Origin of the sequence: Agromyces albus (assembly GCF_030815405.1) — a bacterium.
Lineage (GTDB): Bacteria > Actinomycetota > Actinomycetes > Actinomycetales > Microbacteriaceae > Agromyces > Agromyces albus_A.
The window spans coordinates 1,735,368-1,754,906 of sequence record NZ_JAUSWX010000001.1 but is presented as its reverse complement, the minus strand read 5'-3'; the positions used below and the strand labels follow the sequence as shown (position 1 = coordinate 1,754,906).

Sequence of the window (19,539 nt, the reverse complement as noted above, 5' to 3'; positions counted from 1 at the left end):
CTTCAGAACAGGTTGTACAACTGGGCGAGGGGAAGGGATGCCGCGGGCGCCGGCTGCACGTCTTCACCGTCGATCGCGATCTCGAACGTGTCGGGACGAATGCGGATCGACGGCAGAACGTCGTTGTTCTTCATGTCGGCCTTGCCGATATGACGCGTGGGCTCGACCGCAGCGAGCCGGCGGCGCAGACCGAGCGTGTCGGCGAGATCCGCCTCGAGCGCCGTGGGCGAGACGTACGTCACGGACAGGTCTGCCCCGATCGTATCGCCGAAGGACGGTCGCATCATCACGGGTTGGGGCGTCGGGATGGAGGCGTTCGGGTCGCCGAGCGCGGCCCACGCGATCGCGCCACCCTTGATGACGACGGCCGGGCGGACGCCGAAGAATTTCGGGTCCCACACCGCTAGGTCGGCGAGCCTGCCGACCTCGATCGACCCCACGTCGTACGCGATCCCGTGAGCAATCGCGGGGTTGATCGTGTATTTCGCGACATAGCGACGCGCGCGCTCGTTGTCTGCCGGCATCCCGCCGCCCAACGGGCCGCGTCGGTGTTTCATGACGTGCGCGACCTGCCAGGTACGTGTGACCACTTCGCCGATCCTGCCCATCGCCTGCGCGTCGGACGAGGTCACCGACAGGGCTCCGATGTCGTGAAGGATGTCTTCCGCGGCGATCGTGGTGGCACGGATGCGCGACTCGGCGAACGCGAGGTCCTCCGGCACCGCCGGGTTGAGGTGATGGCAGACCATCAGCATGTCGAGGTGCTCGGCGACCGTGTTGACGGTGTGAGGGAGCGTCGGGTTCGTGGAACCGGGGATCACGTTGGGCAGCCCTGCGATCGAGAGGATGTCGGGGGCGTGACCGCCGCCGGCGCCTTCGACGTGGAACGCGTGGATCGATCGGCCGCCGATCGCCGCGATCGTGGACTCGACGAATCCCGCCTCGTTCAGCGAGTCCGAGTGCAGCGCGACCTGCAGGCCCCAGTCCTCGGCCGCGCGCAATGATGCGTCGATCGCGGCGGGGGAGGAGCCCCAGTCCTCGTGCACCTTGTAGCCGGCGGCGCCCGCGAGCGCCTGCTCCTTCAGTGCGGCCATCGACACCGTATTGCCCTTGCCGAGCAGCAGGATGTTGACGGGCAGGGGATCGAGCGCACGGTGCATGGCTGACAGATGCCACGCCCCAGGGGTGACCGTCGTCGCCTTGGAGCCCTCCGAGGGCCCCGTGCCCCCGCCCACGATCGTCGTGATCCCACTGGCAAGGGCCTCGTGGATCTGCGAGGGCGAGAGCAGATGGACGTGCGCGTCGATGGCGCCCGCGGTGACGATGCGTCCCTCACCGGAGATGACATCCGTGGACGGCCCGATGATCATGTCGATGCCGTCGCTGATGTCGGGATTGCCCGCGTGGCCGATCCCGACGATGCGACCATCTCGGATGCCGATATCGGCGCGGATGATGCCCCACCAGTCCAGGATGATCGCGTTCGTGATGACGGTGTCGAGGGCGCCATCCGCTCGCGTCGTCGTCGCCTGCGCCATGGACTCGCGGATCGACTTGCCGCCTCCGAAGACAGCCTCCTCGCCGCCGACGGTGAGGTCGCGCTCGATCTCGATCCACAGATCGGTGTCGCCCAGCCGCACCTGGTCTCCTACCGTCGGCCCGTAGATCGCCGCGTATCGTGATCGGTCAACCCAGAGCATGGAGCAGCTCCTGTCCGTCGATCTTGATCTGGATGCCGGGAACCCGGCGCGCCCCGCGGAGTGCCACGGCTTCGAGCGAACGCGACGCGCCTGGCTCGAAGCGCTGCGACGTCCCTGAGGGGATGTCGAGGCGGAACCCGTGTGCGAGGACGCGGTCGAACTCGAGGGCTCCGTTCACGTCAGGGAGGTGGATGTGAGAACCGATCTGGATCGGACGGTCGCCCGTGTTCACGAACACGAGCCGGATGCGCTCGGCCTCGCCGCGATCGGCGTTGAGCTCGATGCGCCCCGGTTGGATTCGGTAGGCGCCAGGGCCATGCGACGAATGGGATGCCACGGCGACTCCTCAGTCGATCGGGTGGTGGACGGTGACGAGCTTGCGACCATCCGGAAACGTCGCCTCGACCTGTACGTCGGCGAGCATTTCCGGAACGCCCGGCATCACCTGATCACGCCTGAGGACGGTGCGGCCCTCCTGCATCAGCTCGGCCACGCCATGTCCTTCCCTGGCCCGTTCGATGACCCAGGACGAGAGCAGAGCGACCGTCTCGGGGTGGTTGAGCAGGATGCCCCGTTCGAGCCGGTCGCGCGCGACCATCGCAGCGACCGACAGCAGGAGCTTCTCGGTTTCGGCGGGAGTGAAGTGCATTCGGGCCTCCGGCGGGTGATGTCAGAAGTGTGCCATATCGAGCCCGTTGGCCGGAGGTCATCGCCCGCCTGATTCCCCGCATTCGGTCATGAAAGCCCGGAATCATGCCGATTGTGCCGTGAAGTCCGGCTAATGGTTAACAGGATCGGAACAATCGAGAAATGTCAGAGTAATGCCACGGTCCCATGCTGGCACTACCGGAGCACTCGGCGATCACCTTCCGCCGATCCGAACCGGCATGCGAGGCCCGGCACCATCCGACATCGAGACGCACGCAGCACTGGCCCACCCCCTGCACCACGCCCTGATTCACCGATCAGCCCGTTCCGTCACTCCCTCGGCACGCTCTCCTTTCGGCGTCCCCCGGAATGGTGCCGGGGCGACGGCGTCATTCGGCGTGCCTGCAGGACGCAGCACCCAACCTGAGAACGCATCATCCTGCATCACACAGAAACGGAGATCCACATGAACGCGACACGAACTCGAAGGGCGCGCAGCCTGCTGGCCGTCCCCGCCCTCGCGGCGGCGGCGGCCCTCGTGCTCGCCGGCTGCGGTTCCCGCGCCGGCGACTCCTCGGAGCCGACCGGATCCGGCGCCGCGGCGTCCGAGAGCTGCATCGACACGACCGGCGACACGATCAAGCTCGGCTTCCTCAACTCCCTGACCGGTGGCATGGCGATCTCGGAGCAGACCGTCTCCAACGTTCTGCACATGGCCGCGGACGAGATCAACGCCGACGGCGGCATCCTCGGCAAGCAGATCGAGTACGTCCAGGAAGACGGCGCCACCGACTGGCCGACCTTCGCGGAGAAGACCGAGAAGCTGCTCACCCAGGACTGCGTCGCCGCGATCTTCGGCGGCTGGACCTCGTCGTCCCGCAAGGCGGTCAAGCCGGTCGTCGAAGAGAACAACGGCCTGTTCTTCTACCCGGTGCAGTACGAGGGCCTCGAGTCGTCGCCGAACATCTACTACACCGGTGCGACCACGAACCAGCAGATCATCCCCGCGATGGACTACCTTGCCGCGCAGGGCGTGAAGACACTGTTCCTGGCTGGCTCCGACTACGTGTTCCCGCGCACCGCGAACGCGATCATCAAGCTGTACGCCGCCGAACTCGGGATCGAGATCGTCGGCGAGGAGTACGTGCCCCTCGACAAGGATGACTGGACCACCCAGGTGTCGAAGATCGTCGCGGCGGACCCGGACTTCGTCTTCAACACGATCAACGGCTCGTCGAACGTCGGCTTCATCAAGGCGTACTACGACGCCGGTCTCACCCCGGAGACGACCCCGATCATCTCGGTGTCGATCGCCGAGGAGGAGGCGCCGGCCATGGGTCACGAGGTCACGGGCAACTACGCGTCGTGGAACTACTTCCAGTCGCTCGAGACCCCCAACAACCCGGGCTTCATCGAGCGCTGGCAGGCGTACCCCGACAGCAGCGGGGTGACTTCTGACCCGATGGAGGCCGCGTACATCTCGCTGTACCTCTACAAGGCTCTGGTCGAGGCGGCCGGTTCATTCGACGTCGACGAGATCAATGCCGCCGCTGAGGAAGGCGGGATCACCGTCGACGCGCCGGAGGGCGTCGTCACGCTCGACGGCGAGAACCACCACATCTCCAAGCCGGGCAACATCGGCAGGATCAACGCCGACAACCAATTCGACATCGTCTGGTCGTCCGACGGCTTCATCGATCCCGACCCGTACCTCGAAGGGTACGACTGGTTCCCCGCCGACGTCCGCGATGCTCTGGTAGCCGCCGCGGGCTGATCGCCCACCGGGCGTGGGGTCCCGTTCCGTCCGTGGAACGGGACCCCGCGCTCCGGAACCGCCTCCGTGACTCCCCACAGCAGAGAGAGCGAACGCACGTGGATGCACTCATACCGCCGCTGTTGAACGGCACCGCGCTGGGTGCGCTGCTGCTGCTCGCAGCGCTCGGGCTCACCCTCACCTTCGGCCAAATGGGGGTGATCAACATGGCGCACGGCGAGTTCATCATGGCCGGCGCCTTCATCGCCTACCTGACCCAGCTGGTCGTCAGCTCCAGCAACATCTCGATCGTGCTGGCGCTGCCGCTGGCCTTCCTGGGCGCGGGCCTCCTCGGCCTCCTCCTTGAGATCGGCATCATCCAGTGGATGTACCGACGGCCACTGGACACCCTCCTCGTCACCGTCGGGGTGAGCCTGATCCTGCAGCAGATCGCGTTGCAGATCTTCCCCTCCCAGGGCGTCCCCGTGGAGAGTCCCGGCTGGCTGGATGGGCGGGCGGATGTCCTCGGCTATGCGTGGCCGCTTCGCCAGGTGTTCACGATCGTGCTCGCTGCGGTCTGCCTGGCCGCCCTGGCGGCGTGGCTCAAGTACACGTCGTTCGGTCGCCGGATCAGGGCGACGGTCCAGAACCGGGACCTCGCCGAGACCAGCGGCATCGCCACGCGGGCGGTCGACCGCACCACCTTCTTCGTCGGATCCGGCCTGGCCGGGCTCGCCGGCGTCGCCGCATCCCTGATCGGCGGCACGAACTCTCAAATGGGCACGCAGTACATCATCCCGGCGTTCCTCGTCGTGGTCGCCGGCGGAGTCGGACAGATCAAGGGCACCGTGATCGCCGCGTGGGCCGTTGGCATCGCGTTGTCGTTCTTCGCCGATTGGACGACCGGAAGCATGGCACAAGTGCTCGCCTTCGTGCTCGTGGTGATCTTCCTGCAGTTCCGCCCACAGGGCCTGTTCACGGTCCGCACCCGGGGGTTGACATGACACGACTCAGAATGTGGCTTCCACTCATCGGCATCGGGGTGTTCGCCGTGCTGCTCCTGGTCGTCGCCCCCGCGGTGCTCTCGATGCATTGGATCAACAACCTCGGCAAGTATTGCTGCTGGGCGATCGCGGCGGTGGGGATCGGCCTGGCCTGGGGCCGAGGTGGGATGCTGGTCTTGGGTCAGGGAGTCTTCTTCGGGCTCGGTGCCTACGCCATGGCGATGCACCTCACGTTGGAGACCGCGGGCCCCGGCCGCCTGCCGGTCTTCATGATCCTGTACGACCCGTCGGCGCCGCTTCCGGCATTCTGGGAGCCGTTCCGCAGTGACACGTTCACCCTCATGGCCATCGTGCTGCTCCCGGTGATCGTGGCGTCGATCCTCGGCTACGCGCTGTTCAAACGCCGGGTCAAAGGGGCGTACTTCGCAATCCTGACCCAGGCGCTCGCCGTGGCGCTGGCCGTCCTGATCAGTTCGACGATCCGGGAGACCGGTGGGGACACGGGGCTCAGTGACTTCAAGTACTTCTTCGGATTCGTCCTCGACGACGACGCGAACAAGATCATGGTCTTCATGATCGCGGCCACGCTGCTCATCGTGTGCCTCCTGGTGGTGTGGCAGCTCAACCGCAGCCGCTTCGGCGAACTGCTGATCGCGACGCGGGATGCGGAGGAGCGCGTTCGGTTCCTCGGCTATGACCCCGCCAACATCAAGCTGGTCGCCTTCGTGGTCGCCGCCGTGATGGCCAGCATCGCAGGGGCCATGTTCGTCCCCATCGTCGGCATCATCACACCGGCGGAGATCGGCGCCTCCGCCTCGATCCTGATGATCGCCGGTGTGGCGCTCGGTGGCCGCGCCTCGCTGTTCGGCCCGGCTCTCGGAGCGATGGCGATCGGATGGGGTCAGTCGAGCCTCGGTTCCAGCTGGCCCAGTGGGTGGATCTACATCCTGGGCCTGGTCTTCATCCTGGTGACTCTGTTCCTCCCGATGGGATTGTCCTCGCTGTTCGGCAGGGCGAAAGGCCTGGTTTGGCGCTCACGCCGCACCCCAACCGCGCCCGCCGCCGCGTCGGCACCTGTGCTCGAGGAGGTGAACAAGTGACCATGACTGATTCACTTGTCGTCACCGATCTGCGCGTCGAGTTCGATGGATTCGTCGCCGTCGGCGGCGTCTCCTTCGACGCGCACCCCGGCGAGGTCCGATTCCTCATCGGACCCAACGGCGCCGGCAAGACGACGTGCATCGACGCCATCACCGGCTTGTCCAAGGGCTCCGGATCGGTGAAGCTCGGCGACCAGGAGCTGCTGGGCACGTCCGTCAACAGGATCGTCCGGCTCGGAGTCGGCCGCACCTTCCAGACCGCGAGCGTGTTCGAGCAGCTCTCGGTTCTGCAGAACCTCGACATCGCGGCAGGCCTCCACCGCTCCTCGCTCTCCCTGTTGCGTGCCCGACGCGGCATCGAACCGGCAATCGAGTCGGCACTGGAGGAGACGGGACTCAGCACGGAGCGCGAGACGCCCGCAGGCATCCTGTCTCACGGCCAGAAGCAGTGGTTGGAGATCGGGATGATGCTCGTGCAGGAGCCCCGCGCGTTGCTGCTCGACGAACCCGTCGCCGGGATGAGTCAGGACGAGAGAACCGCGACAGGCGAGCTGCTGCAGCGTATCGCCCAACGCCGCATCGTGCTGGTCGTCGAGCACGACATGGATTTCATGCGCCGTTACGCGTCGCGTGTCACGGTGTTGCACCAGGGCAAGGTGCTCTCGGAGGGCGCGGTGGCGCAGGTGCAGGCCGACCCGAAGGTGCAGGAGGTCTACCTCGGCACCGCCGGGGCCGCGACCACGACCGCCATGCTGGCCGTGGCCGACACGACGACCGCGGCGGCGGATACCGCTACGCAAGGGGAGGGGGCCTGAAGTGCTCGAGCTGAACGACATCCAGGCCGGCTACGGCCGCACGCTCGTGCTGCATGGCGTGACGCTGCCCAGCTCCGACAAGGTGGTCGCCGTGCTCGGCCACAACGGCGCCGGAAAGTCGACGCTGCTGCGCGTCGCGATCGGACTCGTCAAGCCGCGCAGCGGTCATGTGATCTTCGACGGCGAGGACGTCACGTCGTTGTCACCCAACAAGCGCGTCGCGCGCGGCATGGCATACGTGCCGCAGGGCCAGCAGTCGTTCTCTCAGCTGACCACGATGGAGAACCTGCAGCTCGTCGCCGACGGCCGCAAGCTCGGCAAGGCGCTCATCGAGCAGCAGCTTTCGCGCTTCCCCGCCCTGGAGAAGTTCGCCACTCGCAAGGCCGGTCTGCTCTCGGGCGGCCAGCGTCAGCAGCTCGCAATCGCCCGGGCGCTCATCACCGAGCCGAAGATGCTCATCCTCGACGAGCCGACCGAGGGCATTCAGCCGACGATCGTCGCTGAGATCGAACACACGGTGATGCAGCTCGCGCGCGAGGGCCTTTCCGTGCTGCTCGTCGAGCAGCACATCGGCTTCGCGCTGGAGGCCGCGGACAAGTACCTCGTGCTCGCGAGCGGCTTCGCGTCGAGGACCGGCGACGGCGGAGCAGCCGCGGCCCAAGGCGTGCGTGCAGCAATGGCGATCTAGCTAGCGCTGTCTGCGCGCAATGCGGCTGTAACACGCGAACCGAGACAATGAGGCCGACGTGCGAGGCGCAGGGAGTGCGACGTGGCGAGGGCAGACAACGCGCGGGCAGCCGCCGAGGACAGCCTGGAGGACTATGCCTTCCGCTACGTTCCGCGGACGTTCCGGCGCTGGAGCGCCGGCTCGATCGGGGTCACGGCCCTCGGCTCGATCGCCTTCCTCGCCGATTTCTCGATCGGGGCGAGCGTCGGGATCGAGCACGGAACGAACAATGCCGTGCTCGGCATCCTGTTCGCGTCGGTCACCATCTTCATCGTCGGCCTGCCCATCGCGTACTACGCCGCTCGCTACAACCTCGATCTGGACCTGATCGCGCGCGGGTCGGGGTTCGGCTACTACGGCTCGTCGATCACGACCGTGATCTTCGCCGTGTTCACGTGTATCTTCTTCGCCCTCGAGGGGGCGATCATGGCGCAGGGGCTTCACATCGCGGTCGCCATCCCGCTCCCGGTCGGCTACCTCATCTCCACCGTGGTGGTGATCCCGATCGTGATCTACGGGATGCGCGCGCTCGAGCGCCTGCAGTTCTGGACCACACCTCTGTGGCTCGCGCTCGCGCTGCTGCCGCTGCTCTGGGTGATCGTGTCCGACCCCGACGCGGTGAGCGCGTTCGTCGCGTTCACGGGCGCGTCCAACGGCGCCGTCAGTTTCGAGGCGATCGTCGCGAGTGCCGCAGTCTGCTTCGCGCTTACTCCCCAGCTGGCCGAGCAGATCGACGTGATCCGGGCGATGCCGCCGCGCACGCGCGTGAATCGGCGGTCATGGTGGGCCTCGCTCCTGTTCGCGGGGCCTGGCTGGGTGCTCTTCAGCGGCATCAAGCAGGTCATCGGTGTCTTCCTCGCGGTCTACCTCATCACCCGCGCGGACCCGGCTCTCGGCCAGCGGGCTGCCGAACCGGTCCGCCAATTCATCGCCCTCTACGAATCGATCATGCCGGAGTGGCTGGCGATCGGGTTGGCGCTCGTTCTCGTCGTCGTCGCCCAGGTCAAGATCAACGTCACGAACGCCTACTCCGGGTCGCTGGCATGGTCGAACGTGTACACCCGGCTCACCAAGACCTACCCGGGCAGATCGATCTTCATCTTCTTCAACCTGGCCATCGCGCTCGCGCTGATGTGGATGGACGTCTTCAGTCTCATCAGCTTCGTGCTCAGCCTCTACGCGAACGTCGTGATGGCGTGGCTGGTCACGATCGCCGCCGATATCGCGATCAACAAGCATGTGCTGCACCTCTCGCCGACATTCCCCGAGTTCCGCCGCGGGATGCTGCGCAATTGGAATCCGGTCGGCCTCGTGTCGGTGGGCCTGGCGTCGCTCTTGTCACTGGCGGCGTTCGGGGGCCTGTTCGGCGACTGGCTGAGACCGTTCTCGGTGCTGATCGCCATCGGCGTCGCCGTGATCACGACCCCGCTCATGGCGCTGGTCACGCGCGGCAGGTATTACCTGCGACGCCAGACGGATGGCATCGCCTCGCCGATACTCGATCCCGACGGCAACCCGTCGGGTGAGCGACTTCGCTGCCATGTCACCGGTTACACATTCGAGCGTCCGGATATGCTGGCATCGGCGGAGCGTGGGGCTCATGGCGAGACGCAGTATGTGTCGTCACTGGCGCTGACGCTGGACGACTCTGATCACTATGTGCTGCCTGCCGAGCCGACGTCGCGGCTGGACCATTCGCCAGGGCGGACGGCCGAAGAGACCAGACAGGCGAAGGGAAGGGGCGGATGATGGCGGAGGGAGTGGATACTCCGACCGCGATCCTTGCCAACGCCGCCGCGGCTCTGCGTGAGAGTCCGTTCGACGACATCTCATACCGCACGCTGGGCGACGCGGTCGGCGTGTCGGAGAGGACGGTCTACCGTCACTTCCCGACGAGATCGCATCTCCTGGAGGGCGTCGCGGGGTGGATCGAGTCCACCGAGTTCCCGTTGCCACCGTTCGTCACGATCCTGCAGTTCCAGGAGGCGTCGCGCGCCCGGTTCCTGGCCTTCGATTCGTCGCCGGCGTTCGCCTTCGTGTGCGCGCGCGCCGCATCCATCTCGCCTACCGGAGAGTCGGAAGCCACGTTCTTCACACGCGCTCTTGTGGCGATGCTGGCGACGAACCACCCCTCGGTGAACGAACGCGATCTGCGCCGGGTGGCGGCCGCGCTGCGCTACTTCGCGTCGGCGCAGTTCTGGGCTCGCATGCGGACGGGCTTCGACATGAGCGCACCGGAGATCTCGGATGTCTTCGATCGCACGGTCGTCCAGGTCTTGAGCCGCCTTCCCACCCTGTCACGGACATCGAGATGAATCGCTCCTTCTCGCGAGCGCGGGCGTGACGATGTCCGTCACATCTGAACGCGATGATCGATCGGCGGAGAACGTCAACCGCACCCAGGAGGCGATCCTCGCCGCCTACGCCGAGTTGATCGAAGAACTCGGCACCGACGACGTGTCGTTCCGGCTGATCGCGCGACGTGCGGGAGTCGGCGAGCGCACGATCTTCCGCAACTATGCGACACGGGTCGATCTGCTGCTCGCCGCGGCCGCATGGATCGAGCGCAGGATCTTCCCGCGCCAAGACTCTCCGAGCATCTTCGACATGCCCCTCACGATCCGGGCGGCGATGGAGTCGTACGACCATCGACCGGAACTGGCGCACGTCGTGGCCGAAACCACGATGCGAGGGATCAGCGGCGCGACGCCCAGCCCACGAAGGGCCATGCTCGAGGAGATTATCGATGCCGAGATCCCTGCGCTCGGAGATGCCGAGCGCAGGGCGATTGTTGCGGCCCTGGCTCACCTCGATTCGGCTGCGACGTGGGTCACCTTCCGTCGGGAGTTCGGTATGACCCGCAGCGACATCGCCGACGCTGCAGCGTGGGCGGCGGAGGCGGTGCTCGATCCGATACGTTCCCGCGTCGGCTGAGCCGAGTGAGTCCTCGACGGCGCCGGCTTCCCGCACGACCGGACAAATCCAGGGAAAGGCACACACGGAAGCGGCGGCCAACCGAATCACGAGTCACGACCACGCCGGAGCGCCAGCACCAACCCTGCCAGCCAGGCAGGCCCAGGCCAGCCACTTCGAGACATACAGCCGATTCAGATCAACGCAAGTTGGTCATCAGGGGTTTTCTCGTTCTTGCTCAGAAGAGATCCTCGCCGGGAAGTTCGGCGGCCTGGCGGATCCAGCTCGCAACGAGCGCTTCGTCGAACTCCTCACCCTCATGGAGGTCGAGGTAGCGCACGTGCTCATGCTTGGACTCACCCGGAGGCAGTGGATCCAACGATGAACCGGTGTGCCAGGTCACCTTCACGTGCTTGGTGAAGCAGTGGAAACTGAGGAACCACCCATTGCCCTCGATGCCGTAGAAGGGCGAGTTCCAGCGGACCGCCTTGCGCACGTCCGGGACGGTGCGCACGATGAGGTGGTCGAGCTGGCGGCCGACATCGCGCTTCCAGTCCGGCATCGCATCGAGATAGGCCTGGACGGGCCCATCGCCGTCGCCCTTCGGGATCTGCGGGTTGCCGCCTGCCAGCAGTCGCGGCTTCTCTGATGGCTGCTGTGCCATGCGCGTCATGTTAGCCGGTTCGTCGCCGCATTCGAAGGGTGCGCGCGTCGCGTCGGGGCACGGAAGTCACGCCCCAATAGGGTTGACCCACCCGTCCCCACACTCGCAACACCTTGAACGATTGCCGCGCACAGACCCGACATGCCCCGCTCCTCCCGAATCATCCCCGGCGCAATCGTCGCCTGCCTGCTCGCCGCACTCCTCATCTGGACCGGCGCCTGGAATCCGGTCGCCGACGCGCTCGACGACACCTTCGGCATCGAGGTCGAGGCGAGCGGTGAGGCCGCTGCAGCCCTCGCCGAACTCGACACGATCACTGTGAAGGGCAAGGCCCCGATGACGGGCTACGACCGCGAGGGCGTGTTCGGCTCTGCCTGGATCGACAGCGACCGCAACGGCTGCGACCAGCGCAACGATGTCTTGGATCGGGATCTGTCGGCCAAGACGTACAAGCCCGACACGGGCGATTGCGTCGTGCTCTCCGGCACTCTCGACGATCCGTACACCGGGGCGACCATCCCATTTGCGCGCGGGCAGGACACGTCCGCGGCGGTGCAGATCGATCACGTCTACCCGCTCGGCATGGCCTGGCGTCAGGGTGCGCAGCAGTGGACCCAGGAGCAGCGCATCGCGTTCGCGAACGACTTCGACAACCTCATCGCCGTCGACGGGCCGGTGAACGGCCAGAAGGGCGATTCCGGCCCGGCCGCTTGGCTGCCGCCGAACAAGGTCTATCGGTGCGAGTACGTCATCGACTTCGTCGAGGTCACCGCGAAGTACGATCTCTCGTTGCCGCAACCGGATGTCGACGCCGCCCGGCGCATCCTCGAGGCCTGCTGAGAACACGACGACGACGGGACGTATGCTGAAGCATGGACATTCGCGACATCCCGTTCACGACGATCGACGGCGACCCGACGTCACTGGCCGAGTGGGCCGACGACGTGGTGCTCGTCGTGAACGTGGCCTCGAAGTGCGGGCTGACGCCCCAGTACGAACAGCTCGAGGCGTTGCAGCGTGAGTACGGGCCGCGCGGATTCACGGTGCTCGGCTTCCCGTGCAACCAGTTCGCCGGGCAGGAGCCGGGCGGCGCCGAGGCCATCAAGGAGTTCTGCTCCATGACCTACGGTGTGACCTTCCCGCTCATGGAGAAGGTCAAGGTCAACGGCCGGAACCGGCATCCGCTGTATGCCGCGCTCACGGCCGTCAACGACGCCCGGGGCAAGGCCGGGCGCGTCAAGTGGAACTTCGAGAAGTTCGTGATCAACCCGGGCGGCGAGGTGCAGCGGTTCCGCCCCGACGTCCTCCCGCATGATCCGACGATCATCGCGGCGATCGAACGCGGGCTCGCCGACGAAGCGGCCGCCTGACCGATCATCGGAGCGGGTGACCCAGCCCACGGCGCGCTGCCTTGACCGCTCATGGCGCGCGGCCCACAATTGGGGGTCTACCGATTGCAGGGAGCGTGAGGAACGGATGTCAGACACGTACAGTCGTCCGATCATCGATGAAGGAGCCGCCACGGTCGTCATGGGCGCCCCGCAAAGCGAGGAAGGCGCGCCGTCGCAGCCCACCGGTGAGCCCGAGCGGCGCAGCGCGGGCACGTCCTGGAGCCGCGACTTCCGATTCATGCTCGTCGTGCTCGCTGCGATCGTGGTGCTGTTCCTCGCCTTCGCGCTGCTCATCGCGTTCAGCCCGACCGGCGCGGCGATCAGTGCCCTCGCGATCATCGCGGCACCCATCGCCACGATGGTCGCCGCCTACTACGGCATCTCGCTCGCGTTGCGCCAGGTCAGCGACGCACGCGAGACCGCCGACTCGTCGGAGGCGCGCGCACGAGCCGCCGAGGTCACCGCTCGCGAGTCCGACGCCTGGGCGGCCCAGATGGAGTCGGGGCTGCGCGTCGCCGTCGCCAAGCTCCGAGCAGCCGGACAGGACACCCGCGATGTGGAGCGTGCCGCGGGCACGCCCGACGAGTTCTTCTGAGCCGCCCCAGCTCACGGGCGGGCGAGGGGCATGGCCTCGGTGCGGGGCTAGAGCTCTGCGAGCACCGACACCGGGCGTTCGATGCACGTGCCGACGAACGTCAGGAACGCGGCCGCGTCGGCACCATCGCACACTCGGTGGTCGAATGAGAGCGTGAGCTCCGTGACGCGGCGCACGGCGAGCTCGCCGTCGACGACCCACGGTCGGTCGATGAGCCTGCCGATGCCGAGCATCGCGGCCTCTGGATGGTTGATGATCGCCGCCGAGCCGTCGACGCCGAGCGTGCCGTAGTTGTTCAGCGTGAAGGTACCGCCCGTGAGGGACGCGGGCGAGAACGCGCCCTTCTCGGCCTCCTCGGTGCGGGACGCGATGGCGTCGCGCAACTCGCGCAGCGACATCCGCTCGGCTCCGTGCACCACCGGCACGAGGAGTCCGCGGGGAGTCTGCGCGGCGAGTCCGAGGTTCACGGCCGAGTGGTAGACGATCTCCTCGCGCGCGGCGTCGAAGCTCGAGTTGAGAGCCGGATGCTTGTGCAATCCGGCGACGACGAATCGTGCCACGAGGGCGGTGATGCCGAAACGCTCACCCGTCGCCTCCTGCAGCTGTCTGCGCGCGTCGAGCAACTGGGTCGCGTCGACATCCATCCAGACGGTCGCCTCGGGGATCTCCCGGCGCGAACGCGTGAAGTGGGCGGCGGCGGCTCGGGCCATGCGGTCGAGCGGCACGCGGCGATCGCCCTCGATGCTCGCGAGAGGTGTCGCCGGGACCGGTCTCGGTGTGGCTTCGGGTGCCTCGAGGGCCTCGATCGGCGCGCCGGCGCGGGCGGCCATCTCCGTGCCGGCACGCTCGGAGATGAAGGACTCGACATCGCGGCGCACGACGAGATGATCGGGGCCGGAGCCCACGAGCTGACTCGCATCGAAGCCGTTCTCGCGCGCGATGCGCCGCACGATCGGGGAGACGACGGGGGAGCGCCGTGCCGGATCGAGTCGCGCCGGAGCCTGCTGCCGCTGGGGCGCCGGACCGCCCGGGGAGCGGCGCCCGAATCGGGCGGGCGTGCCGGGCGCCCGCTTCGTGATCGTCGACTCGCGCGTACCGTAGCCGATGAGCACGGCGCCGGAGCCCTCGGACGTGGGTGATGCTGCGGCGGCATCCGTCGCCTCGGCGACCTCGGCCACCGCGCGCTCTGCCGGTTCCGCCGAGGCGGCTTCGGCAGGTACGCCGGGCGGGGCCGCGTCACCGGCGCCGCCCGCCAGGGTCATGAGCACGCTGCCCGCGTGCAGTACCTGCCCGACCTCGCCGCCGAGCGTCTCGACGACGCCCGCAAACGGGCTCGGCAACTGCACGACGGACTTCGCCGACTCGAGCTCCACGACCGGCTGGTCGATCGCCACCTCGTCGCCGGGCTCGACGAGCCACGCGACGATCTCGGCCTCCGTGAGGCCCTCGCCGAGATCGGGGAGGATGAATGCACGGCTCATGACAGGTCCCATTCCCAGCTCGCGAGTGCGGCGAGCACGCGGTCGGCCGTGGGCAGGTGGTATTCCTCGAGCTTCGGCGACGGGTACGGGATGTCGAAGCCGGTGATCCGCAGCACGGGCGCGGCGAGATGGTAGAAGTTCCGCTCGGTCACGCGTGCGGCGACCTCGGCGCCGAAACCGCCGAACTGGGCCGCTTCGTGGATGACGGCCGCTCGCGAGGTCTTCCGTACGGAGGCCGACACCGTCTCGTCGTCGAACGGTGAGAGGCTGCGGAGGTCGATGACCTCGACTGAGAGTCCTTCGTCGACTGCCGCGTCGGCGGCCTCGAGGGCGGTGCGCACGGTGGGGCCGTAGCCGATGAGCGTCACGTCCGAGCCCTCGCGGACGACGAGCGCGCGGTCCATCGGCGCGGTGGTCACGGGCAGCGCGAGCGGCGCCTTCGCCCAGTATCGGCTCTTCGGCTCCATGAAGATCACGGGATCGTCGCTCGCGATCGCCTCGCGGAGCATCGAGTAGGCGTCTGCGGGGTTCGAAGGCATCACGACTGTGAGGCCGGGTGTGGACGCCCAGTACGACTCCGAGGAGTCCGAGTGGTGCTCGACGCCCCCGATCGCGCCGGCGCACGGAATGCGCACCACGAGCGGCAGGCTCACCCGCCCCTTCGTGCGATTGCGCATCTTCGCGACGTGCGAGACGATCTGCTCGAACGCGGGATAGCTGAACGCGTCGAACTGCATCTCGACGACGGGTCGCATTCCGTAGATCGCCATGCCGATCGCGGTGCCCACGATGCCCGATTCCGCGAGCGGCGAATCCCAGATGCGCTCGTCGCCGAACTGCTGCTGAAGCCCGTCGGTGACCCGGAACACCCCGCCGAGCGGGCCGACGTCCTCGCCGTAGACCACGACGCGGTCGTCCTCGGCCATCGCGTCGCGGAGCGCGGCATTCAGTGCGCCGGCCATCGTGAGCTGCGTGGGCGCGGATGCCGCGCCGCCACCGCTTCTCGTCTTCGTCGCGGTCATCGTGACTCCGCGGCAGCTTCGGCGAGTTCCGCCTCGAGGCGGGCGCGCTGTTCGAGCAAGGCAGCGCGTGGGTTCGCGTACACGTGATCGAAGAGCTCGAGCGGATCGAGCTCGGCCTCGGCGGTGATGACCTCGCGCGTGTGCGTGGCGAGCGCCTCGGCGGCATCCGTGATCTCGGATCTGGTCGCCTCGGTGAGGGCGCCCTCGGAGACGAGGTACTTCTCGAGCCGCTCGATCGGATCGCGCCGCTTCCAGTGCTCGACGTCACGGGCGTGGCGATAGCGCGTCGGGTCGTCGGAGTTCGTGTGCGCCTCGATCCGGTACGTGAGCCCCTCGATGAGCGTCGGGCCGCCGCCTGCTCGCGCGCGGTCGACCGCGGCGCGCGTCACGGCGTACACGGCGGCGACGTCGTTGCCGTCGACGTGGAAGCCGGGCATGCCGTAGCCGACCGCCTTGTCGGCGAGCGTGGCCGCGTGCGTCTGCCGCGAGAGCGGGACGCTGATCGCGAATTGGTTGTTCTGCACGATGAACACCGTGGGCGTCTGCCACACCGCGGCGAAGTTGAACGCCTCGTGCGCGTCGCCCTCGCTCGTCGCGCCGTCGCCCATGAAGGTCAGTGCGACGATCGGGTCGTGCCGCAACCGCGCGGCATGCGCGAGGCCGACGGCGTGCAGCGCCTGGGTCGCGAGGGGTGTGGTCTGCGTGGACGTGCGGTGCGCGCGCTGGTCGTAGCCGCTGTGCCAGTCGCCGCGGAAGGACTTCAGGATGTCGCCCGGATCGATGCCGCGCGTGAGCAGTGCGACGCTCTCGCGATAGGTCGGGAAGAGCCAGTCGTCGGCGGTGATCGCGGAGACGGCGCCGATCTCGCATGCCTCCTGCCCGTACGCCGAGGGATAGGTCGCGAGCCGACCCTGTTTCGTGAGCGCGGTGACCTGCACGTCGAACCGACGGGCGACGACCATCTTGCGGTAGAGGTCGAGGAGGGTCTCGGTGCCGGGCAGGCTGAACCCGCCGGTGGCGGCTCCGGTGACCGCGTGCCCGGCATTGTCGAGCAACCGGAGCGGCTTCTCGGAGGGAAGGGCTCGACGGGCTGCGTCATGCTCGACATTGAGGCTCATATGGCCATGGTGCGCCTCTCACGAGGCCGTCGCATCGCCTTTTCGGCAAGCGTGAACGATCGGCCCGGCGGGCACGAAACCGTTGCCGTGCGTCCGGTTCGCGGCGCTCAGGCGTGCCAGATGTCCAGGGTCTGCGCGGGCGGATGTCCGTCGAGTTCGGCGAGGATCAGGTGCGATCTCGTCGAGACGACGCCGGGCATGTCGTGGATGTCGCGCAGGATCGCCTGGCTCAATTGCTCGTGGTCGGGGGCGCTGACCGTGAGCATGATGTCGATGTCGCCGGAGACGGCCTGCACCTTCTCGACGAAGGGAAGTGTCGCGAGCTTCGCGGCGATCTCCTCCCAGGACACCTCGCCGATGCGGACGACGACGAGCGCGGAGATGTGCAGGCCGATGGCCTTGCGATCGATCTGCGCCCCGAAGCCGGTGATCACGCCGCGCTTCAGCAGCAGCTGCACCCGATTGTGGGCCGCGGTGCGCGAGATGTGCACGCGCTCGGCGAGGGTTCGCACCGAGAGTCGCCCATCACGGCTCAACTCGGCGACGATACGCCGATCGATGTTGTCGAGCGCCTCGTTCCGGTGCAGTGGTTGCTGGGTCATCGTCGTCCTCATGCTCAAGCTCAGCGTACCGGCTGCGGCGTCGCGCGCGTCGGAGAGATGCGTGCATCGGGGCGTGGCGGATCATCCGGGGCAGGAACGGCCAGACGGTCGCGATGGCGTCGAGCCATCCGTTGGCGACGTGTTCGACCCGGGGCGTCCACCGGAATCCGTACGCTTCTCGCACGTCAGGCGGCAGCAGCGCCGCGGTGATGAGTCGTACTGGGGGAAGGAACGCGGCGGTGCCGTACGGCAGCGCGGATGCTCCTGAGAGCAACGACCGGGCGACCGATCGGGCGTCGGCGCCGACCTCGAGCAGCGCGACCCGCTCGTCCCACCATGCGTCGAACTCGGCTCGGGATTCCGGCCAGCCGGCGGGTGCCGACTGCAGTCGGTGGCCGAGTGCCCCGTAGCTCCGTACGATCGCGTCTCCGGCCGCGGCGTCGAGCGGGCCCCAGAGCCGTTCGTGCAGTTCCAGTGCGACCGCGAGCAGCGTCGATGCGACCCAGCGCTGCGCATCGGCGTCGAAGGCGTTGTACTCGGGGGACTCTGCGGACGCGGGCCCCCGCACCGGCGCGTGCCGCGCGTTCACGGTGCGCACGGCGGCTTCGGCGATCTCGTCGTCGCCGAAGCCGATCGCGTAGACGTAGTCGAGGGTCCCGAGGAGGCGGTCGAGCGGCCGTTCGCGGAATCCGCTGTGCCGGGCGACGCCTCGGGCTACCCGGGGATCCGCGAGCTGGAGGAGGATCGCAGCCCCACCACCGAGGAGCAGCACGCCTTCCGCCCCGTGGCGGCGGAAGGCTTCGCGTTCGTCCTGATGTGGCATCAATACCAGTTGTACGCCTCTGAGTGCGCCCATGCACCGCACGGGGCCCCGTAGCGCGCCGCGATGTACGAGAGCCCCCAGTCGATCTGCGTCGCGGCGTTGGTGCGCCAGTCGGCGCCCGCGGCCGCCATCTTGCTGCCCGGAAGGGACTGCGGAATGCCGTAGGCACCGCTCGACGCGTTGTAGGCGTCGGCGCGCCAGCTCGACTCGCGCGTCCACAGGAGCACGAGGCAGCGATATTCGCCGTCGCCCCAGCCGTGGCGCGCGATGGCGCCGGCCGCATACGCCTTCGCTGCTGCCGGGTCGACGACGATGCCGGGCGGAGGAGCACCGCCGCCGCCGCCGGATCCGGCGTTGGCGGCCGCAGCTGCCGCTGCCGCTCGTCGTGCGGCCTCGTCGGCCGCCGCCTGCTGGCCGACCCGGAAGCTCCGCTCGAGCTCGACCGTGCGGTCGCGCAGGCTCGCGAGCTGGGCATACAGCGTATCGAGTGCGGCCTGCTGCTCGGCGACGCGAGCGGCGGCGGCCTCGTGCGCGATGCGAGCCGCTTCGGCAGTTGCGGCTGCCTCACGCGCGAGGCGGGCTCGCTCTCCTTCGGCGACCTCGGCTTGCGCGCTGAGCGCCGCCGCGTCCGCTTCGGCGGCGCGCGCTCGATCGACGACCGAGCCGTAGACGTTCGTCAGTTGCGCCGCCCGTGACAGGCCGATGAGGAGATCGTGGTCGTCGTCGGGTCCGAACAGGAGGCGCAACGTGACATCCGCGCCGCCTGATCTCGCGAGCACGGCCCCGACCCGGGCGAGCTGCCGGGCGGCCGAGGTGGCTTCGGCCTCGGCTGCATCGGCGCTCGCGCGCATCGTCTCGGCGCGTGCCGAGGCGTCCGCGTGCGCGGACTCGGCAGCTGCGGATGCGGCTGCCGCGGCGACGGCAGCGTCACCGAGTCGGCCGGATTCGGCCTCGAGCTCGTCGACGAAGGCCGTGATACGGCTCGCCTCGGCTTCACGTGACGCGACGTCGCGCTTGGCGGACTCCACGTCCTCCCAGCTCGGATACTCCTCGGCGGAGGCGGCGCTGGGCACGGTGAGGGTCGTCGCGAGCACCACGGCGAGTCCTGCCAGCAGACGGATCCCGGATCGCATCCCCACCCCCCTCGGGCCACGCGAGTCTACCCAGCTGCGGCGCAGCGTTC

Annotated in this window: 21 protein-coding genes; 11 read left to right on the top strand and 10 right to left on the bottom strand. The window is 68.0% G+C overall.

Going from position 1 to position 19,539, the window contains the following annotated elements; all coding sequences use genetic code 11:
* Nucleotides 1–2: 2 nt before the first annotated feature.
* From QFZ29_RS08250 to QFZ29_RS08240, 3 genes are read right to left on the bottom strand one after another with little or no spacing between them, the layout of a single operon-like run.
* Nucleotides 3–1,700 carry an urease subunit alpha gene (locus tag QFZ29_RS08250; protein WP_306893684.1) on the bottom strand — a complete coding sequence of 566 codons (1,698 nt, stop codon included), beginning with the start codon at nt 1,698–1,700 and terminating at the stop codon, nt 3–5.
* On the bottom strand, nt 1,687–2,037 hold the full coding sequence (gene ureB / locus QFZ29_RS08245; RefSeq protein ID WP_306893683.1) for an urease subunit beta: 351 nt from the start codon (nt 2,035–2,037) through the stop codon (nt 1,687–1,689). The genes QFZ29_RS08250 and ureB overlap by 14 nt, the downstream gene beginning before the upstream one ends.
* A gap of 9 nt (nt 2,038–2,046) precedes the next feature.
* On the bottom strand, nt 2,047–2,349 hold the full coding sequence (locus tag QFZ29_RS08240) for an urease subunit gamma (protein ID WP_306893682.1): 303 nt from the start codon (nt 2,347–2,349) through the stop codon (nt 2,047–2,049).
* A 465-nt stretch (nt 2,350–2,814) separates the two neighbouring features.
* Here QFZ29_RS08240 and urtA point away from each other — a divergent pair, with 465 nt between their 5' ends.
* From urtA to QFZ29_RS08200, 8 genes are all read left to right on the top strand, one after another.
* A complete protein-coding gene (urtA, locus tag QFZ29_RS08235; protein WP_306893681.1) occupies nt 2,815–4,122 on the top strand; it encodes an urea ABC transporter substrate-binding protein in 1,308 nt (435 codons plus the stop codon).
* 98 nt (nt 4,123–4,220) lie between these two features.
* On the top strand, nt 4,221–5,105 hold the full coding sequence (gene urtB / locus QFZ29_RS08230) for an urea ABC transporter permease subunit UrtB (RefSeq protein ID WP_306893680.1): 885 nt from the start codon (nt 4,221–4,223) through the stop codon (nt 5,103–5,105).
* A gap of 38 nt (nt 5,106–5,143) precedes the next feature.
* On the top strand, nt 5,144–6,205 hold the full coding sequence (urtC, locus tag QFZ29_RS08225) for an urea ABC transporter permease subunit UrtC (RefSeq protein ID WP_306893679.1): 1,062 nt from the start codon (nt 5,144–5,146) through the stop codon (nt 6,203–6,205).
* Nucleotides 6,206–6,207: 2 nt separating this feature from the next.
* Nucleotides 6,208–7,020: an urea ABC transporter ATP-binding protein UrtD gene (gene urtD, locus QFZ29_RS08220; RefSeq protein WP_306893678.1), complete on the top strand. Its 813-nt coding sequence runs from the start codon at nt 6,208–6,210 to the stop codon at nt 7,018–7,020.
* Nucleotide 7,021: 1 nt separating this feature from the next.
* Nucleotides 7,022–7,708, top strand: a complete 687-nt coding sequence (locus tag QFZ29_RS08215) for an ATP-binding cassette domain-containing protein (RefSeq protein WP_306893677.1) — start codon at nt 7,022–7,024, stop codon at nt 7,706–7,708.
* 81 nt (nt 7,709–7,789) lie between these two features.
* The gene (locus QFZ29_RS08210) at nt 7,790–9,496 is read left to right on the top strand and encodes a purine-cytosine permease family protein (protein WP_306893676.1); all 1,707 of its coding nucleotides are present in this window, start codon (nt 7,790–7,792) and stop codon (nt 9,494–9,496) included.
* An 11-nt stretch (nt 9,497–9,507) separates the two neighbouring features.
* The gene (locus QFZ29_RS08205) at nt 9,508–10,062 is read left to right on the top strand and encodes a TetR/AcrR family transcriptional regulator (RefSeq protein WP_306893675.1); all 555 of its coding nucleotides are present in this window, start codon (nt 9,508–9,510) and stop codon (nt 10,060–10,062) included.
* Nucleotides 10,063–10,093: 31 nt separating this feature from the next.
* On the top strand, nt 10,094–10,681 hold the full coding sequence (locus QFZ29_RS08200; RefSeq protein WP_306893674.1) for a TetR/AcrR family transcriptional regulator: 588 nt from the start codon (nt 10,094–10,096) through the stop codon (nt 10,679–10,681).
* A gap of 217 nt (nt 10,682–10,898) precedes the next feature.
* Here the strand turns inward: QFZ29_RS08200 and QFZ29_RS08195 are convergent, their stop codons facing one another.
* The gene (locus QFZ29_RS08195; protein ID WP_306893673.1) at nt 10,899–11,324 is read right to left on the bottom strand and encodes a DUF1801 domain-containing protein; all 426 of its coding nucleotides are present in this window, start codon (nt 11,322–11,324) and stop codon (nt 10,899–10,901) included.
* A 141-nt stretch (nt 11,325–11,465) separates the two neighbouring features.
* Between QFZ29_RS08195 and QFZ29_RS08190 the strand changes: the two genes are divergently transcribed.
* The 3 genes from QFZ29_RS08190 to QFZ29_RS08180 all read left to right on the top strand — a co-directional run bounded on the left by QFZ29_RS08190 (nt 11,466) and on the right by QFZ29_RS08180 (nt 13,310).
* Nucleotides 11,466–12,164: an HNH endonuclease family protein gene (locus QFZ29_RS08190; RefSeq protein ID WP_306893672.1), complete on the top strand. Its 699-nt coding sequence runs from the start codon at nt 11,466–11,468 to the stop codon at nt 12,162–12,164.
* A gap of 32 nt (nt 12,165–12,196) precedes the next feature.
* Complete coding sequence (locus QFZ29_RS08185; protein WP_306893671.1) at nt 12,197–12,694, top strand: glutathione peroxidase; 498 nt, start codon at nt 12,197–12,199, stop codon at nt 12,692–12,694.
* Between the two features lie 106 nt (nt 12,695–12,800).
* Nucleotides 12,801–13,310, top strand: a complete 510-nt coding sequence (locus QFZ29_RS08180) for a hypothetical protein (RefSeq protein ID WP_306893670.1) — start codon at nt 12,801–12,803, stop codon at nt 13,308–13,310.
* A gap of 47 nt (nt 13,311–13,357) precedes the next feature.
* Here the strand turns inward: QFZ29_RS08180 and QFZ29_RS08175 are convergent, their stop codons facing one another.
* The 6 genes from QFZ29_RS08175 to QFZ29_RS08150 form a co-directional block, all read right to left on the bottom strand.
* Nucleotides 13,358–14,791 (bottom strand): dihydrolipoamide acetyltransferase family protein, encoded by a 1,434-nt coding sequence (locus QFZ29_RS08175; RefSeq protein WP_306893669.1) that lies wholly within the window; start codon nt 14,789–14,791, stop codon nt 13,358–13,360.
* Entirely contained in the window at nt 14,788–15,813 is a 1,026-nt protein-coding gene (locus QFZ29_RS08170) for an alpha-ketoacid dehydrogenase subunit beta (protein WP_306893668.1), read from the bottom strand. Before QFZ29_RS08170 ends, QFZ29_RS08175 begins: the two co-directional genes overlap by 4 nt.
* Nucleotides 15,810–16,931 carry a pyruvate dehydrogenase (acetyl-transferring) E1 component subunit alpha gene (gene pdhA, locus QFZ29_RS08165; protein WP_306893667.1) on the bottom strand — a complete coding sequence of 374 codons (1,122 nt, stop codon included), beginning with the start codon at nt 16,929–16,931 and terminating at the stop codon, nt 15,810–15,812. Before pdhA ends, QFZ29_RS08170 begins: the two co-directional genes overlap by 4 nt.
* A 107-nt stretch (nt 16,932–17,038) precedes the next feature.
* Complete coding sequence (locus QFZ29_RS08160) at nt 17,039–17,533, bottom strand: Lrp/AsnC family transcriptional regulator (protein WP_306893666.1); 495 nt, start codon at nt 17,531–17,533, stop codon at nt 17,039–17,041.
* Nucleotides 17,457–18,356 carry an oxygenase MpaB family protein gene (locus tag QFZ29_RS08155; protein WP_306893665.1) on the bottom strand — a complete coding sequence of 300 codons (900 nt, stop codon included), beginning with the start codon at nt 18,354–18,356 and terminating at the stop codon, nt 17,457–17,459. Before QFZ29_RS08155 ends, QFZ29_RS08160 begins: the two co-directional genes overlap by 77 nt.
* Nucleotides 18,356–19,489, bottom strand: a complete 1,134-nt coding sequence (locus tag QFZ29_RS08150) for a hypothetical protein (RefSeq protein ID WP_306893664.1) — start codon at nt 19,487–19,489, stop codon at nt 18,356–18,358. The genes QFZ29_RS08155 and QFZ29_RS08150 overlap by 1 nt, the downstream gene beginning before the upstream one ends.
* Nucleotides 19,490–19,539: the final 50 nt, after the last annotated feature.